Consider the following 15,965-nt stretch of genomic DNA (forward strand, 5'->3'; position numbering starts at 1 on the left):
ACGGCCCCTTCGCGAGCAAGCCCGCTCCCACAGGTTTTTGCGTTATGCCAGTGCGACCACCGCTTTGCTTCTAATCAACTCGTCGATTTCATCATCCGCAAAGCCGCTTTCCTTCAGTACTTCGCGGGTGTGTTCGCCGAGCAGTGGCGCAGGGCGGCTGGTCGGTGGTGCGGCGTTGTCCATGTCGGAGAAGTGAATCGGCAGGCCCATGCCGCGTACCCGGCCTTCAGTAGGGTGTTCAGTCTCGACGACCATGCCGCGCGCCTTGGTTTGCGGGTGGGCCAGGGCGGCGGCGATGTCGAGGACAGGTCCGGCAGGCAGTCCGAGGCTGTCGAACAACACCATCCATTCATCGGTGGTGCGCGCCACCAGCACTTCGTTGAGAATTTCCACCAAAGCCAAACGGTGCTCCATGCGCAACGCGTTACTGGCAAAACGCGGATCGGCCTTGAGCTGCGGGACGGCCAGCGCCTCGACCAGTCGCTCGTAGTTGGCCTGGTTGGCGGCGCCGATATTGATCCAGCCATCGGCAGTGCGGAACACCTGATACGGCGCACTGGTGGAGTTGGCTGAACCCATTTTCGGCAGGATGGTGCCATCGGCGAAATACGCCGCTGCCGGCCAGTACATCTGTTGCAGGCCGGCTTCGAACAGCGAGGTATCGACCATCTGCCCAAGGCCGGTTTTCTGTTTGGCGGCGTAGGCGGCGCAGATGCCGAGGGCAGCGAGGATGCCCGAGTTGATATCGGCTACTGGCGAACCGGCCTTGACCGGCTCGCGTCCGGCTTCACCGGTCATGCTCATCATTCCGCTCATGCCCTGGGCGATCAGGTCGAATCCGCCTTTCTCGCCGAACGGTCCGCTGCGACCGTAGCCGGAGATCGCGCAATAGATCAGGCCCGGATTGAGGATTTTCAGGGTTTCATAGCCCAGGCCGAATTTTTCCATGGTGCCGGCGCGGTAGTTTTCTGTGACCACGTCGGCGTCCATCAGCAAGCGCCGCAACACGTCTCGGCCGCCGTCGGTTTTCAGGTTAAGGCCGATCCCGCGTTTGTTGCGGTTGACCACCATGAACGAGGCGGATTCACCGCTGGCCATGATCGGCGAGAAGCGGCGCGAGTCATCGCCATCCGGGACTTTCTCGACTTTCACCACGTCCGCGCCCATGTCGGCCAGCATCATGCCGCACACCGGTCCGGACATGATGTGAGCCAGTTCTACAACGCGCATGCCTGTCAGCGGTCCCATGTTATTTGCCCTCGAATTGTGGTTTGGCTTTCGCGATGAAAGCGTTCAGGCCGATCTGGAAATCCTGGGTGTCGTAGCAGGAGTAACTGCTGTCGATCTGCTCGTCGGTGGGTGCGACGCCGGCTTCCAGTTGTCGTGCAGCCTGGCGGTGCCAGCGAGCGACAAGCGGCGCGCCGTTGGCGATGCGCTTAGCTGTGGCGAGGGTTTCCGACTCGACGTCGACGTCGGCCACGACACGAGTCACGAGATTTTTCACGTAGGCGTCATTGGCGTCGAGAATGCGGCCCTCCAGGAGAATTTCCAGGGTGGTCGAGCGTCCGGCCAGCGCCACCAGGCCGGCCATTTCGTCATAGGACATGACCAGCCCGAGCTTGCCGACCGGCGCGCCGAAGCGGCTGGAGGTGCCGCAGATACGCAGGTCACAGAGCGCGGCGATTTCCAGGCCGCCGCCGACGCACACACCGTGGATCATCGCGATCACCGGGTGCGGACAGTCGGCCACCGCACGCATCGCCGCCGAGGTGACTTCGGCATACACCCGGGCTTGTGCCTGGTTGGCACGCACGCTTGGAAATTCGCCGACATCGGCGCCGGCGGCAAAGGCCTGTTCGCCGGCGCCACGCAGTACCACACAACGCACGCTGGGGTCGGCGGACAGTTCGGTCATGACGTCACCCAGGTCCTGCCACATGGACAGGGTCAGGGCATTCATTTTCCCCGGGTGGCTGAGGGTGACGATGGCAATGGCGTCTTGCCGTTCGATAAGGACGGTGGGTTTCATGATTGTTCCGCTGGCGTCGGCCGGGCCGACGATGCGGATGCCTCCTGATTTATTGTTGTTGGATAGCGGCTTCTTACAGCGATTGTTCGAGCATCGACAGGTAGTCCGCAGAGGACGCTTCGCGGGGGTTGGTCTTGTGGCTGTGATCATGCAGCGCGCCTTCGACGATGCCGGCAAACAGGCTTTCGTCCACGCCGATCTCGCTCAGCCGGGTCGGCAGTCCCAGGCGCCGGGTCATGTCTTCGATGGCCGCGCCGATATTGGCGCCTGCATCAAGGCCCATGGCATGGCGCAATCGTTCGAGCTTGCGCTCGTCACGCACGGTCGGGGCATCAGCGTTGAAGTGCACGACCGCAGGCAGGAAGATCGCGTTCAAGGTGCCGTGGTGCAGCTTCGGATTGATCCCGCCCAGTGCGTGGGACAGGCTGTGCACACAGCCCAGGCCTTTTTGAAAGGCGAGGGCGCCCTGCATGGAGGCGCTCATCATGTTCATCCGCGCTTCACGATCACCGGGTTCGGCCGTTGCGCGTTCGATGTGTTCCCAGGCGCGCCACAGGCCGTCGAGGGCGATGCCGTCGGCGGCGGGGTTGAAGGCCGGCGCCATGAAGGTTTCGATGCAATGTGCGATGGCGTCCATGCCGGTGGCGGCGGTAAGCATGGCCGGCAGGCCCAGGGTCAATTCCGGATCGCAGATCGCCACGCGGGGCACGACATACGGCGAGATCACGCCGACCTTGCGCCCGTCATCAAGGATCAGAATGGCGCCGCGACCCACTTCGCTGCCGGTGCCGGCGGTGGTCGGAATCGCGATCAATGGCGCGGTGGCCGGGGTGATGCGATCCAATCCGCCTTCGATCACCGCAAAGCTTTGCAAAGGACCGTCGTGAGTGGCGCAGACCGCCACGCCTTTGGCCAGATCGATGGAGGAACCACCGCCGACGGCGATGATGCCGTTGCATTCGCCGAGGTGGTATTGCGCCACGGCTTCACGCACGGCGTGTTCGTTCGGGTTCGGTGGGGTGGCGTCGAAAATCGTCGGAGCACGCTCAGCGCCGAGGGCTTTGATGACTTTGTCGACGATGCCGGCATTGCGCACGCCGAGGTCGGTAACGATCAGCGGCCGGGTGATGCCGGCGCGCTCGGCTTCGGCGCCCAGGTGCTGCAGGCTGTCGTAGCCGAACTGGATCTTGGTGACGTAATTGATCAGGGACATGATTCACCGCGAGTTATACAGGATTGTTATTGTTGCAACCGGTCTACGGCAGGAGGACTTTCGTTCTCTGGTCAAACCCATTGCATTGCCTGGTTGTGGGGTGGACTATAGGTCCGTCGTGGCGAGCCTCGATACTGACAACTTTCGATACCTCTATAACTTTTAGTTAACCCTGATGACGCCCTCACTGAACTCGATCATGTCCCGCCTGCACATCAAGCAGCTGCGTTTACTGATAGCCCTTGATGAGCACGGCTCCTTGCTGGGCGCGGCCAAACAGGTCGCACTGACACAACCTGGTGCCAGCAAAGCCCTGCAAGAAATTGAAACCACCTTCGGCACTTCGCTATTCACCCGCACTAACCGCGGGCTTGAGCCCACTGATGCCGGACGCTCTGTCATTCGGTACGCCCGGTTGATCCAGACCGATCTCGCGCACCTGCGCGAAGAGATCATCGGCATCAAAAGCGGCGAGGGCGGGCGCGTGTCGGTCGGCACTATCATGGGCGCCGTGCCGCTGTTGACTACGGCGATCAGCCGGGTGATTGCCGATCACCCGAAGCTGTCCATCGAGATTGTCGAAGACACCAGCGCCGCGCTGCTCAGCCAGATTGACGCGGGGCGCCTGGATCTGGCGATCTGTCGTACTACCATCAGCACCACTCCCTATCTGTATGAGAGCTCGACGTTCGTCGAGGAAACCCTGGCAGTGATCGCCAGCACCCAGCATCCGTTTGCCTATGCCCGGCAGTTGTCGCTCAAGGACCTGGTGGATTACCGCTGGGTGGTCTATCGCGCCAACATGCCAATGCGTTTGCTGCTGGAACGAGAGTTTCATGAGGCCGACCTGCGTTTTCCGGTGCACCTGCTGGAGACGACATCAGCGTTCGCCACCTTGTCGCTGCTTCAGGAAAACCCGACCCTCGTCGCGCTGGTCTCGACCGACGTGGCGAAGTTCTGCTCCGGCTACGGTTTCACCACCACGCTGCCGCTGCCCATTACCTCGCGCAGCGAACCGTATGAGTTGGTTTCGCGCAAAAATGTGCCGGACTCACCCGCCGCCAGACTGCTGCGTGAGGCGTTGTTGAACCCGGTGTGACCCACGCGCTTGGGATACTGACTGGCTTTGGAGTCGCGCATTCGTGCAATTTAGGAAAAATTGATTTGCGTCAGGCGCAGTGGTTGTAGCGGATAAGCGTCGGCCCGGCCCCGCACGACCCGACCGCGATAGCCCTGCTTTCCACAGGCAAGGTGGTGGTGATGACGGGGATATTGCTATCACGCTCACTGTTGGTTCGGAGGCCTTGAGTAGCGTTCGAAATTTATTATTGAGCGAGGAATTGATAAGGGAGAGGGTGGTTGTCAGTCGAGGATACGGTGAGCGATCTCTGCATTTCAGTCGTGACAAGATCGATGTGGACATCCGCCACGGCATGCCCAACTGGCCCAGCTATGAAGTGCGGACCCTGCGTAATGAAAACATCGCAGTCATGGCGTCACCCAGACTCTTGGAAAAACGCCCCGTCCGGACTGTCGCGGATTTGCTGGACTGCAATCTGATTCTGTCGGAGGCGACTTTGATTAAGTGGCCACAGTTGTTTGCCCAACATGGTCTGTCGCGCCCTGAAAAGCCTTACACGCTAAGTTTTGACCGCTCCTACATGACACTGGAGGCCGCCAGCCACGGGCTTGGGTTTGCCCTGGAAAGCACGTTGCTTGCGCAGGACTATCTCTCGCGTGGAGCACTGGTCGAGATAGCGCCGCAGTTGAGTGCGCCCATCACGGCACATCATCTGGTGTTCCCGAGAGCGCATTCACACTTCCCTCGAGTGAGAAGATTTCTGGAGTGGATGCAGAAGGAGTTGGGGCATGACTTCAATTACTGATCTCGATGTCATCAAGCGCCAGCATCTCTTCAGAATGGCTGCTGAGTGAACGTTTTTGGCGGATAGCTTCCTATGGCGATGGGATGCAATCGATCCTGCGTGTGCAAACGATGCTCATGGGCATCGTTTCCTGGAACATCGACATTCGCTGACAGGCGAGCTGTCATTCAGCCCGAAATCAGCTGTTTTTCAGAGCATGTGGCGCTTGGCGCACTGAGTTGAAGCATGCGGTCTTGCGGGCTAAAGCAAACAGAATGCTGTCGACTGCAGAATATCCTTCGATCAGTGCAAATGGTTAGGCTGCTTACGACTTGGCTTGGTATTTGCTAGCAATTCGCCATCCGAATGTCGCGGTTGGAGAGGCAAATGTCGCTTTCAAGTAAGGTCATGCAGTTATCCTCTAGCGAGAAGCACTGGTTACCCTGGTTCGGCAAAACTGGAAAAATTGCGATGGGTTGGTCATGCCGACTCAATCAGTCAGCTTATCCGGTGATCGAACAAACCTTTGAAGCCATAGCGCAAACCCGTGCGCAGTTGCTACACAACTGGACGCGCGAGCAATGGGAACACCTCGCTGAACTGGCGGAGAATCTCGGTCGGGATTTAGCCCAAATCGACAGTCGTTCACTGATGGATAAGCTCAGCCAGGCCGAAGATTTTTCCGAGCTGTTTGTCATTGGCGTCGACGGCGCCGTCATCGCCTCCACCTGGAGCGGACGCGGTAAAAATCAGCTTGAGAAAACCCGTGCCTTGGCCGAAGGGTTGAAGGCGCCGTTTCTTCACGGTCCTTACAGCGATCCATTGACCTTGCAAATTGGTCCATCGACTTCACGCTTTCACGATGAAGTCACGTTGATGTTCTATCAGCCTTTGAAGGCCGATGGAAAAGCCCTGGGCTGCCTTTGCGGGCGTGTGCCAAACGATGTGTTGGGCGATCTTATCCAACGCGAGGCCGGGCACATCTATGCTGAATCGGGCGACAATTATTTGTTCATGGCGCAATCACGTTTTGATCCGACAATTGCACCGGGAACCGCATTGTCGCGCTCACGTTTCGAGGACGGTACGTTCACCCACGGCGAAAACCTGAAAAGCGGCGTGCATACGCCCTACAAGACCGTGCAGATTCAACGGCACACCGAGCTGGAACTGCGCTTCACTGACCCGGCGACCCAGGAGTTGCACCCAGGTGTGCGCGAAACCATCCGCAGGGGCTCCAATCTGTTCGTGACTTATCCCGGTTACCCGGACTATCGGCACATTCCGGTGGTCGGCAAGGGGGTTACGTTCCAGCTGCCAGGATCACCGGATCGCTGGGGAATGATGTGTGAGGCCGATCTGGAGGAAGTTTACCGCCGACGCTCACTCAGCTACGGCTTGATGAAGCCTTATCTTGCAACCATGACAGGGCTCTTTGCCTGCAACTACACGGTCCAGCATTACAGCGGCCTGGCACAGGGGGTGATCGATACTGTCGAGGTTTTGGGCATGGTATGCGCCACTGTGCTGTTCAGCCTGTTGGGGCCTAAACGGCTTGCGGCAAGGTTGAGCGAGATGACGGGTGTGATCAGGACCATCGCCGAGGGCGAGGGCAACCTTCGTCAGCGTCTGGACACCACGCGAATGGCCAACGATGAGACCGGTGACATGGGGCGCTGGATCAACAGCTTCATTGATAATCTGGACTCGGTTGTCGGGCAAGTGGTGAAGGCCAGTCGCACCGTCGGCGCCACCAACCAGATGATGTTGGGGTGTAGCCAGGAAGCTGGCGTCACTTCGGCTGAGGTGGCCGAAGCGGTGCATCACATGATGATTATCGTTGAAGACCAATTGGGCGAGATCCAGCAAGCCTCTGCCAGCGCCGAGCAAATGAAGCAGGCAATGGACGAAGTCGTCACCCGTGCCCGCGAGCAGTTTCTCGCCGTGCAGGCAGGCACCCAGTCGATTCGGGATGTGGTCGAGCGCTCTTCTTCAAGTGTGCAGTTGCTCGACAGCCGCATGACGCAAATCGGCAACATCACCGGCCTGATCAGTGACATCACCAACCAGACCAATCTGCTGGCACTCAATGCCGCCATCGAGGCCGCGCGCGCCGGCGAACATGGGCGAGGTTTTGCGGTGGTTGCCGATGAGGTACGCAGTCTCGCCTCACGCACCTCTCGGGCTGCCGATGATATTCGGCAGATGGTCGAGGGCTTGCAGAACGAAACGCAAAACGCCGTCAGCTTCATGAAGGAGGGCGTCAAGGACGTCGATAACAGCCTGCGCCTGGCCGAAGATGCCTCCTCGGAAAACGTGCAGTTGCATCAAGCGGTGGAAAGTATGTTTGCGATCATTCAGCAGCTCAACAAACGTAGCCTCGATTACGGCAAGACGATCAAACAGGTCGACCAGTCTTCCGCGCAAATGCGTCAGACGGTGGTGGTGTTGCAAGGCAGTGCCGAGACCGTGAGGCTCAATGCCAACAAACTGCAAAAACTGGTGGGGCAGTTTGAGGTGAGTAACAACAACGGACGGGGGACGGCTGCCTGAGAGGGCGGGCGAGGGCGGACAGATCATGATGGTAGCCCGCAACGATTACTCGTGCCTGAGTCAGCCTGAACGAACCTTTCTCGACTGCATTCTCCCGTGGCTTATTTTTCAGCGGGCCGCTTTGAATCGTATAACCGATGTCTGTATCGCGTTCCCATTCTCGACCTTCACTCGCCACCGTTGCCGGGTTGGCGTGATCTGCCTTGGTGTAGCGAGTCGAGAAGGTCAGGCCCGGGCGATGGCCTGGATCGAGCGAGCGGGGATTACCAAGTTGTCGGTGATTACGGCGAAGTGAGGGCATTCCTGAAAGGCTGGGTGTGTTTACGGGATGGAGTTCATATTGGGGGATCGATACAAAAAAAACGGCCGCTCGGGCGGCGGCGATTGAGTCCGCCGCCGAACGTCATAGGCCTATACGTCCTATCATGAGTACCGACTCAGAGAACGGCTGTCTCATCCATTGACCGGCCTGAAAACTCCTGCATTGCATCCAGCAAAGCCTCATGAAAATAAGCCTTCGATGCCCGATCACAGAGGATGTACAGGCTCGATTTCTGCGCGGTAGTGGCATTGATCACGATTACGTTGATACGCGCGGCCGAGGTTTGCGCGACTGTGCCCGGGCCAAAAACCTGTGGGCTCAAATCCACACCACAGAGTTTGGCCATGACCTCCGTGAGATGATCGCCACTGAGTTGAAACCAGGCATGGCTGTCCTGGCGCGGCAGCAGGTAATTGGCCTTGTGATCCAGCTCCCAACGGGCCTCTTCGTCTGCAACACGCTCACCTTGATCCTGGGGGCTACCGAGCAACAGGTACTCGGTCTGGGACAGGCGCGCCACTTGGCTGCCGTCCTTCTGTACGACTGCGCGGTTAGGAGCGTCCGGCAGCAAAAAGTGGCGGCTCAGCAAATACTCTGCGCTGTGTGCACCGCGAAAACCCACCCGTGGCAGGTCGGTGAGATCGGTTAGCGTGCAACTGGACAAGAGGGCCAGGGCAGGATGGCCGGTGCCGGGTTGTTCTCTCAGGCTGGTCATGGGTCAAAGCTCCTGACGCGAGTTAGTAGGATCAAGGAAGGGTAACGGCACGACGTCGGCCTGGACCACGATTCCACCTTCGACGCGGATCGGAATTCGTTGTCCCGGCGAGCTTTGGTCGATGCCGGCGTAGGCCAGGCCGATGATCTTGCCCAGGCTTGCGGAATATTCGCAGGAGGTGACGCTGCCACTGATGTCCGGGCCATTGAGCACCAGATGGCCTTCCAGCGGTTGCAGGCTGCCCTTGGGCAACGTGAAGCCCACGAGTTTGCGTTTTTGTGGCTGGGCTTCGAGGATATCCACCGAGCGCCGGCCGACGAAGAATGGCTTGTTGCGACTGACCGCCCAGCCCATGTCGATTTCCGCCGGATGGGTCATGCCATCGGTATCCTGGCTGATGATCACATGGCCTTTTTCCAGGCGCAGCAGACGCTGGGTTTCGACGCCGAAGGGACGTATGTCGTGTGCTTTTCCAGCCTCGATCAGCGCGTCCCAGAGTTTCAGCCCGTGACGAGCGGGTACGTGAATTTCATAACCCAGTTCGCCGACGAAACCGACTCGCAATAACCTGGCCTTGATGCCGGCAACCGTACCTTGGCGCACGCCCAGATAAGGGAACGCTGCGGCGCTCAGATCCAGATCGGTGCAAACTTTCTCCAGCACCTGGCGTGAATCCGGACCGGCAACGTTGACTGCGCAGATAGCTGCGGTGACGTTGGCGACGTCCACGTCCAGGCGCCATTGTGCGTTCCACTTGAGCATTTGCTGATAAATGCGGTCGACGCCGCTGGTGGTGGCGGTGACGTAGAAAAGATTCTCGGCGAAGCGAGCGCACACACCGTCATCGATCACCACTCCATGCTCGTTGGTCATGAGTGCATAGCGAGAACGGCCGATCGGCTGTTTCAGGAAAGCGAAGGTGTACATGCGGTTGAGCAATTCGGCGGCGTCCGGACCACGTACATCGAGACCGCCTAGGGTCGAGACATCGATGATCCCGACCTTGTTGCGTACGTGCAGCGCCTCGGCTTGCATGCAGGCTTCGCGATCCCTGGCATTGCCATAGTAGGCCGGCCGTTGCCAAATCCCGGCGGGCATCATCTTCGCCCCGGCTTGTACATGCCGGGCGTGCATAGGTGTCTGGCGGTAAGGGTCGAAAGCCCTGCCGGCAACATGCGCCAGCTTTTCCGCCACAAAGGGCGGGCGTGCCGTGGTGACGCCGGTTTCACTGATATTGCGCTGGGTGGCCCAGGCGACCAGCCGCGCGGTCGGCAACGCTGAGTGACGGCCCTGGGAAGGGCCCATGCCCACTGTGGAGTAGCGCTTGACCAGTTGCACGTCGCGATAGCCGATCCGTGTCGCGTTGACGATGTCGGCGACTTGCAGGTCCTCGTCGAAATCGACGAAGTCTTTGCCCTTGGGGTGGGGGAAGATCGGCCAGTTGAAGTTGACCCGAACCTCGCTGCTCAATGGTGCGCGTTGTGCGCTGACTGCCAGCCCTAGCGCTAGCGCGGCATCAGCTCCGGCATTCACGCCATCGGCGATCACGTTGTCGAGGCGATGACGCCCATTGACCGAACCGGCCACCGCGAGGTTCAGCGGCAGGCCGCTGAGAGTGAACTCGGCGCGCTGATCGTCGTAGGCCAGTTTGCCGCCTGCCTGGCAGAGCAGTTGATAGACCGGCATGTAACCGGCGGACATGCACAGCAAGTCGCAATCCAGGCGTTGTCCGCTTTCTGCGACCTGACCCTGGGCGGTGATCTTGCGCACATCGACGCCGGTGATATGACGCATGCCTTTTTCGTGCAGCGCTTCATACACGGTGCTGTTGCGCTGGCAAGGGATCTTGCGCTGAGCCAGTGCTTGCAGCAGTGACTCATCGCCAGGACCGTGACGCAAGTCCACCACTGCGGCGACTTCCACGCCCTGATCGTGCAGATCCAAAGCGGCGAGGTAACCGTCGTCATTACCCGTCAGCACCACCGCGCGTTTGCCTGGCTTGACCGCATACAACTTCATCAAGCGTTGCGCCGCGCTGGTCAGCATCACGCCCGGCAAATCGTTGTTGCGAAACACCACCGGTTGGTCGAAAGCGCCGCTGCACACCAGGCATTGGCGGGCACGCACCTTGTACATGCGCTTGCCCTGGATGACCGGCAGGTAGTTGTCGGTGAACCAGGCATTGCAGGTCGCCTCGGTCAGGATCCGGATATTGGCGTGTTGCTCCACCGCAGACAGCAGCTCGCGGCGCAGGGCTTCGGCTCTTTTGCCTTCGATATCGAAACGGCCATAGGTCAACGAACCACCGAGAATCGGTTGTTGTTCTATGAGCAACACCTTTGCCCCGGCATTGGCCGCTGTCAGCGCCGCATGCAGCCCGGCGGGCCCGGCACCGATCACGGCAACGTCGGTGAACAGGTAAGCCTTGTCGTAATACTCGGGCTGGAAGGTCAGGTCGAGTACACCGAGGCCGGCCTTCTTGCGAATGATCGGCTCCCAGACTTTCCACATGCCCTTGGGCTTGTAGAAGGAGCGGTAGTAAAAGCCCACCGGCATGAACTTGGAGAACTTGCCCAGGTACGCATCGCGATCGTTGTCCAGCGAGCCGTTGACGTTCTGCGCCGTGACCTGCAAACCGGCCGACAGCGCGTGAGCATCGGCCAGCACATTGGGCTCCTGGGGCAGTTGCACCAGGCTGTTGGCGTCCTGTCCGGCCATGGTCAGCGGGCCGCGCGGGCGGTGGTATTTGAACGAGCGCGAAATCAGGAAGCGTCCATTGGCCAACAGGGCGCTGGCGATGCTGTCGCCTTGCAAGCCTTGATAGCGCTCGCCGTCGAAACTGAAATCCAGCGGCTGATCACGGTCGATCAGCAGGCCCATCGGGGCGGGTAGGCGGTTCATCCTGCGATCTCCTGGGCGGCGCTGAAGTCGACGCGGGCGGTGAAGAGTTCTTTGGGGTCGAAGGTGCGAAGAATTTCATCGCTCACGGTGTGACGCTCCGCGAGAAACCAGTAGCTGGACGGCGTATGCATCCACCATTCGCGCACCACCCCGGCGAGGTTGTCGGTGTTGAACACATAGTCTGCCCATTCGGCATCGCTGCAACGAACGGGATCGGGCATTGGCTTGAGCTCGCCGCCGTAAGTGAATTCGCTGATATTGCGCGGCCCGTTGAGCGGGCAATTGATGATTTTCATAGTCCGCTCTCCGTCAGTGACTGGCCGCCGTAGCGCCCATTTCGTTGACTTGCTGGAAGGTCGAAAAGCGTTCGAGGCCGAAAGGTTTGATCAGATCCGGCACCTTGCCGCCGCTGGCCACCAACTCGGCCATGGTCTTGCCGCAGATCGGCGTGGCCTTGAAGCCCCAGGTGCCCCAACCGGCGTCGAGGTAGTAATTTTTCACCGGCGACAGGCCCATGATCGGGCTGTAGTCCGGGGTCATGTCGGTGATCCCGGCCCATTGGCGCATCAGTTTGGCGTTGGCCAGAAACGGGAACATTTCGATGGCGTGGGCCAGCAGGCTTTCCTTCAGGTCGAGGGTGGAGCGAGTATTGAACAGCGGATACGGATCGGAACCGCCGCCGAACACCACTTCGCCACGGCTGGTCTGCTGCACGTAGCAATGCAGCGCCGAAGAACTCACCAGCGGATCGAGAAACGGCTTGAACGGTTGGGTGACCATCGCTTGCAGCGGGAAGGTCTGGATCGGTGAACGAATTCCGGCTTTGGCCATCAGCAACGAACTGTGCCCGGCGATTGCCTGCACGGCGCAGCCGCACTTGATGGTCCCGCGATTGGTCTTGACCGCGGTGATCGCACCGTTCTCGATGATCAGGTCCTGGACTTCGGTGAGCTGATGAATTTCCACGCCGCGTTTGGCCGCCTGCTTGGCGTAGCCCCAGGCGACGGCGTCGTGGCGCGCGGTGGCACCGTCGATGTGCCAAAGCCCGGCAAGCACCGGCAGGTGACCGGGGTCGAGGTTGAGGCTGGGCACCAGTTCGCGAATCTGCTGGCGGTCGATCATTTCGCTGCGACCACCGAAGTGCTTGTTGACCTCGGCCCGCTGGCGGAACGAACGCACAGTGGCATCGGTATGGGCCAGGGTCAGCTGGCCACGCTCGGAGTACATGATGTTGAAATCGAATTCATTGGACAGCCCCTGGAACATCCGCACCGACTCGGCGTAAAAACGCACGCCTTCGCTGGTCAGGTAGTTGGAGCGGATCACCGCGGTGTTGCGCGCAGTATTGCCACCGCCCAGATAGGACTTCTCCAGTACCGCAATGTTGGTAATGCCATGGTACTTGGCCAGGTAATAGGCCGTCGCCAAGCCGTGCCCGCCAGCACCAATGATCACCACGTCATAGCTCGGCTTGAGTTCCCGCGGCGGCGGTAGATCGACGTCCACCGGGTACTCCGAACTCAGCCCGTATTTCAATAGATTGAACGGCATAGAGCCTCCGATTGGCTGCGTCGAGCCTGATGTTGCGCAAGGGCTGCGGTCACGGTGTTTTTCATCAAGAAGGCAATGGTCATCGGGCCGACACCGCCGGGCACCGGGGTGATCGCCGCGACGTGGGGCAGGGCGCTGTCGAAATCGACGTCGCCCACCAGACGGCTGCGGCCCTGGTCATCGATGCGGTTGATGCCGACATCGATGACCACCGCGCCGGGCTTCAGCCAACTGGCGTCGATCAGACGTGGTCGCCCTACGGCGGCGATGACGATGTCGGCCTGACGGCACAAGCCCTGCGGATCCGGGCTGCGCGAATGCAGTACGGTCACCGAACAATCGGCCTTGAGCAGCAGGGCGGCCATGGGTTTGCCAACGATGTTCGAGCGGCCGATCACCACCGCGTGTTTACCGCGCAGATCGCCGCAGGTCTGTTCCAACAGGTACAGGCAACCGCTGGGCGTGCAGGGGGCCAGCACGGTGCGGCCCTGACTGAGGCCACCGACGTTTTCACTGTGAAAACCGTCGACGTCCTTGGCCGGGGCGATGGCCTCCAGGGCGCGCAATTCGTCAATGTGAACCGGCAACGGCAATTGCAGCAGAATGCCGTTGATCGAAGAGTCGGCATTCAGCGTGGCGATCAGGTTCAGCAGTTGTTCGGTGCTGGTGTCGCTGGGCAGTCGATGCTCCACGGAGCGAATGCCAACCTCTTCTGCGCGCAGGATCTTGTTGCGCACATAAACCTGGCTGGCCGGGTCGCTGCCCACCAGAATCACCGCCAGGGCCGGTTGAATGTCTTGCTCGCGAAGATCGTCCACGTCCTTGCGAACCTGGATTAACACACGCGCGGCGGCGGCTTTGCCGTCAATCAGTCGGGGCGTGTTCATCGAAAGATCACCGTTCTGTCCTGATTGAGGAAAACCCGATGTTCCAGGTGGTACTTGACCGCCTTGGACAGGGCCACGGTTTCGGTGTCACGGCCGGTGGCGACCAGATCGTCCGGCAGATAGACGTGATCGACGCGCTGCACTTCCTGTTCAATGATTGGCCCTTCGTCGAGGTCGCTGGTGACGTAGTGCGCCGTAGCGCCGATCAGTTTCACCCCGCGTTGGTAGGCCTGATGATAAGGCTTGGCACCTTTGAACCCAGGCAGGAACGAGTGATGGATGTTGATCGCGCGGCCCGAGAGTTGCTTGCACAGGTCATCGGAGAGGATTTGCATGTAGCGCGCCAACACCACCAGTTCGGTGCCGGTCTCGTCGACAATCTTCATCAGCTCGGCTTCCTGCCGGGCCTTGGTGTCTTTCGTCACAGGCAAATAGATGAAGCGGATACCTTCGCGTTCGGCCATGGGCCGCAGGTCCAGGTGGTTGGAGACGATGGCGGTGATGGTCATGTCCATCTCGCCCTTGTGGTAGCGGTAGAGAAGATCGGTCAGGCAGTGGTCGAACTTGCTGACCATCAGCAACACACGCATCGGCTCGCGGGTGTCGTGCAGTTCCCAGCTCATGTCGAACGCCTTGGCGACGTCGCTGAAACCGTCCTTGATCAGCTGGATATCGCCCGGTTGGTCGTCGTTGAAGCGGAACACCGCGCGCATGAAAAACCGGCCGCTGAAGTCGTCGTCGAATTGCGCCATCTCCCCGATGTAGCAACCGTTGTCCGCCAGGTAAGTGGTGACGGCCGCGACGATGCCGGACACGGCGGGACAGGTGATCTTGATGATGAAATGGTTTTTTTCGTGTTGCATGACACGTCCTCGGGAAGATGGCGGCAGCTCATCGCATAGCGAAAAAAACATCGACAACAGCAATCTCGTCCATGAGAGTATTTTCTTATGGGGAATAAAATATTCCTGAAGTTGGCTTTATAGGGGAATGCCCGCGCCGCGTCCAGAATTTTTGTGAAAGTTTTTTAACTGGCAGGAAAACGCCTGAGGCCGACACACATCGGCCTCAGGGTTGGAATCGAACGGGGATCGGGGCGGGGATTATTCTTTGTCGTTGCCGTAATTCATGATCGATAGCAGGCGGATCGGTACTTGCACCAGTTGTTCCGGGCCATGGGGGATTTCCCCTTCGAAAGTCAGGCTGTCACCGGCTTCCATGCGATAGAGCTGGTTGCCATGGCGATAGATCAGCTCGCCTTCGAGCAGGTGCAGGAACTCGGTGCCGGGGTGCGAGAACGTCGGAAACTCCTCGCTGGCGTCATCCATGCTCACCATGTAGGCCTCGAAACTCTTCTTCGGCCCGCGTGTGTGATTGAGCAGATGGTAGGTATGGCCTTTCTCGGTTCCGCGGCGAACCACTTCCATGCCTTGATCGGCCTTGACCAGCTGCGCACTGCCATCTTGCTGATCGTACTCACTGAACAACTTTGACAAGGGCAGGCCGAGCACGTCGCACAAGCGGCTCAGGGTATCGAGGCTGGTGGAGACCTGGGCGTTTTCAATTTTGCTCAACATGCCTTGGCTGATGTCGGCAATTTTCGCCACATCGGACAATTTCAGGTCCTGCGCCTGGCGCTGGCGTTTGATTTGCAAACCCAGGTATTGCTCGAGCTTGAGGCGCGGGGCGGTTTCGGTCGGCATAGTCTTTAGATCCTGCACACTTTCTGTTCAGTAATATTAGTTTCGCACTGAGAAAGTGCAAATCTCGGCGTTCCTCTCCAGCCCATTGGGCGGTATTCCCACCGGGAAAAGAATATTCCCATATATACAGCACAAAAGCGCTGGTTACGGTACTTCAGCTTTTCATTCGCGATTCTGGCAAGGGCCTTGCATTCCTATCGGGAAACTAACTTTCTTTTCAGGAATA

The 15,965-nt window shown here is 59.5% G+C and carries 13 protein-coding genes and 2 pseudogenes; 4 read left to right on the forward strand and 11 right to left on the reverse strand.

The annotated features are described in order from the left end of the window. Positions 1–42: 42 nt before the first annotated feature. The 3 genes from ACEN8Z_RS16455 to gbd all read right to left on the reverse strand — a co-directional run bounded on the left by ACEN8Z_RS16455 (position 43) and on the right by gbd (position 3,242). Positions 43–1,248: a CaiB/BaiF CoA transferase family protein gene (locus ACEN8Z_RS16455; protein ID WP_442099374.1), complete on the reverse strand. Its 1,206-nt coding sequence runs from the start codon at positions 1,246–1,248 to the stop codon at positions 43–45. A gap of 1 nt (position 1,249) precedes the next feature. Continuing rightward, positions 1,250–2,029 (reverse strand): enoyl-CoA hydratase-related protein, encoded by a 780-nt coding sequence (locus tag ACEN8Z_RS16460; RefSeq protein ID WP_495594893.1) that lies wholly within the window; start codon positions 2,027–2,029, stop codon positions 1,250–1,252. Positions 2,030–2,102: 73 nt separating this feature from the next. After that, positions 2,103–3,242, reverse strand: coding sequence for a 4-hydroxybutyrate dehydrogenase (gene gbd, locus ACEN8Z_RS16465; protein ID WP_495594894.1), 1,140 nt, complete (start codon positions 3,240–3,242; stop codon positions 2,103–2,105). Positions 3,243–3,417: 175 nt separating this feature from the next. Here gbd and ACEN8Z_RS16470 point away from each other — a divergent pair, with 175 nt between their 5' ends. The 3 genes and pseudogenes from ACEN8Z_RS16470 (at position 3,418) to ACEN8Z_RS16480 (ending at position 7,660) form a co-directional block, all read left to right on the forward strand. After that, the gene (locus ACEN8Z_RS16470) at positions 3,418–4,341 is read left to right on the forward strand and encodes a LysR family transcriptional regulator (protein ID WP_116263723.1); all 924 of its coding nucleotides are present in this window, start codon (positions 3,418–3,420) and stop codon (positions 4,339–4,341) included. Between the two features lie 286 nt (positions 4,342–4,627). After that, a pseudogene (locus ACEN8Z_RS16475) lies at positions 4,628–5,128 on the forward strand (LysR substrate-binding domain-containing protein); the annotation flags it as partial. A gap of 1,881 nt (positions 5,129–7,009) precedes the next feature. Beyond that, positions 7,010–7,660 (forward strand): methyl-accepting chemotaxis protein, encoded by a 651-nt coding sequence (locus ACEN8Z_RS16480; RefSeq protein WP_495598141.1) that lies wholly within the window; start codon positions 7,010–7,012, stop codon positions 7,658–7,660. Here ACEN8Z_RS16480 and ACEN8Z_RS16485 read toward each other — a convergent pair. Next, positions 7,584–7,838, reverse strand: coding sequence for a hypothetical protein (locus ACEN8Z_RS16485; protein WP_495594895.1), 255 nt, complete (start codon positions 7,836–7,838; stop codon positions 7,584–7,586). The genes ACEN8Z_RS16480 and ACEN8Z_RS16485 overlap by 77 nt on opposite strands. Before the next feature lie 51 nt (positions 7,839–7,889). On the opposite strand from ACEN8Z_RS16485, the pseudogene ACEN8Z_RS16490 reads away from it, so the two are divergent. After that, positions 7,890–7,955: pseudogene (locus ACEN8Z_RS16490) on the forward strand (ExbD/TolR family protein); the annotation flags it as partial. Positions 7,956–8,097: 142 nt separating this feature from the next. Here ACEN8Z_RS16490 and ACEN8Z_RS16495 read toward each other — a convergent pair. The 7 genes from ACEN8Z_RS16495 to ACEN8Z_RS16525 all read right to left on the reverse strand — a co-directional run bounded on the left by ACEN8Z_RS16495 (position 8,098) and on the right by ACEN8Z_RS16525 (position 15,739). Continuing rightward, positions 8,098–8,697 carry a sarcosine oxidase subunit gamma gene (locus ACEN8Z_RS16495; protein ID WP_495594896.1) on the reverse strand — a complete coding sequence of 200 codons (600 nt, stop codon included), beginning with the start codon at positions 8,695–8,697 and terminating at the stop codon, positions 8,098–8,100. A 3-nt stretch (positions 8,698–8,700) separates the two neighbouring features. After that, positions 8,701–11,598 (reverse strand): 2Fe-2S iron-sulfur cluster-binding protein, encoded by a 2,898-nt coding sequence (locus tag ACEN8Z_RS16500; protein WP_495594897.1) that lies wholly within the window; start codon positions 11,596–11,598, stop codon positions 8,701–8,703. Beyond that, positions 11,595–11,894, reverse strand: coding sequence for a sarcosine oxidase subunit delta (locus tag ACEN8Z_RS16505; protein ID WP_495594898.1), 300 nt, complete (start codon positions 11,892–11,894; stop codon positions 11,595–11,597). The genes ACEN8Z_RS16500 and ACEN8Z_RS16505 overlap by 4 nt, the downstream gene beginning before the upstream one ends. 13 nt (positions 11,895–11,907) lie before the next feature. Continuing rightward, positions 11,908–13,149: an FAD-dependent oxidoreductase gene (locus ACEN8Z_RS16510; RefSeq protein ID WP_495594899.1), complete on the reverse strand. Its 1,242-nt coding sequence runs from the start codon at positions 13,147–13,149 to the stop codon at positions 11,908–11,910. Next, on the reverse strand, positions 13,131–14,036 hold the full coding sequence (folD, locus tag ACEN8Z_RS16515; RefSeq protein ID WP_495594900.1) for a bifunctional methylenetetrahydrofolate dehydrogenase/methenyltetrahydrofolate cyclohydrolase FolD: 906 nt from the start codon (positions 14,034–14,036) through the stop codon (positions 13,131–13,133). The genes ACEN8Z_RS16510 and folD overlap by 19 nt, the downstream gene beginning before the upstream one ends. Beyond that, positions 14,033–14,899 (reverse strand): formyltetrahydrofolate deformylase, encoded by an 867-nt coding sequence (purU, locus tag ACEN8Z_RS16520; RefSeq protein ID WP_495594901.1) that lies wholly within the window; start codon positions 14,897–14,899, stop codon positions 14,033–14,035. The genes folD and purU overlap by 4 nt, the downstream gene beginning before the upstream one ends. Positions 14,900–15,139: 240 nt before the next feature. Continuing rightward, positions 15,140–15,739 (reverse strand): helix-turn-helix domain-containing protein, encoded by a 600-nt coding sequence (locus ACEN8Z_RS16525; RefSeq protein ID WP_008003699.1) that lies wholly within the window; start codon positions 15,737–15,739, stop codon positions 15,140–15,142. Positions 15,740–15,965 lie beyond the last annotated feature (226 nt).

This window comes from Pseudomonas sp. Pseusp10 (assembly GCF_059492225.1).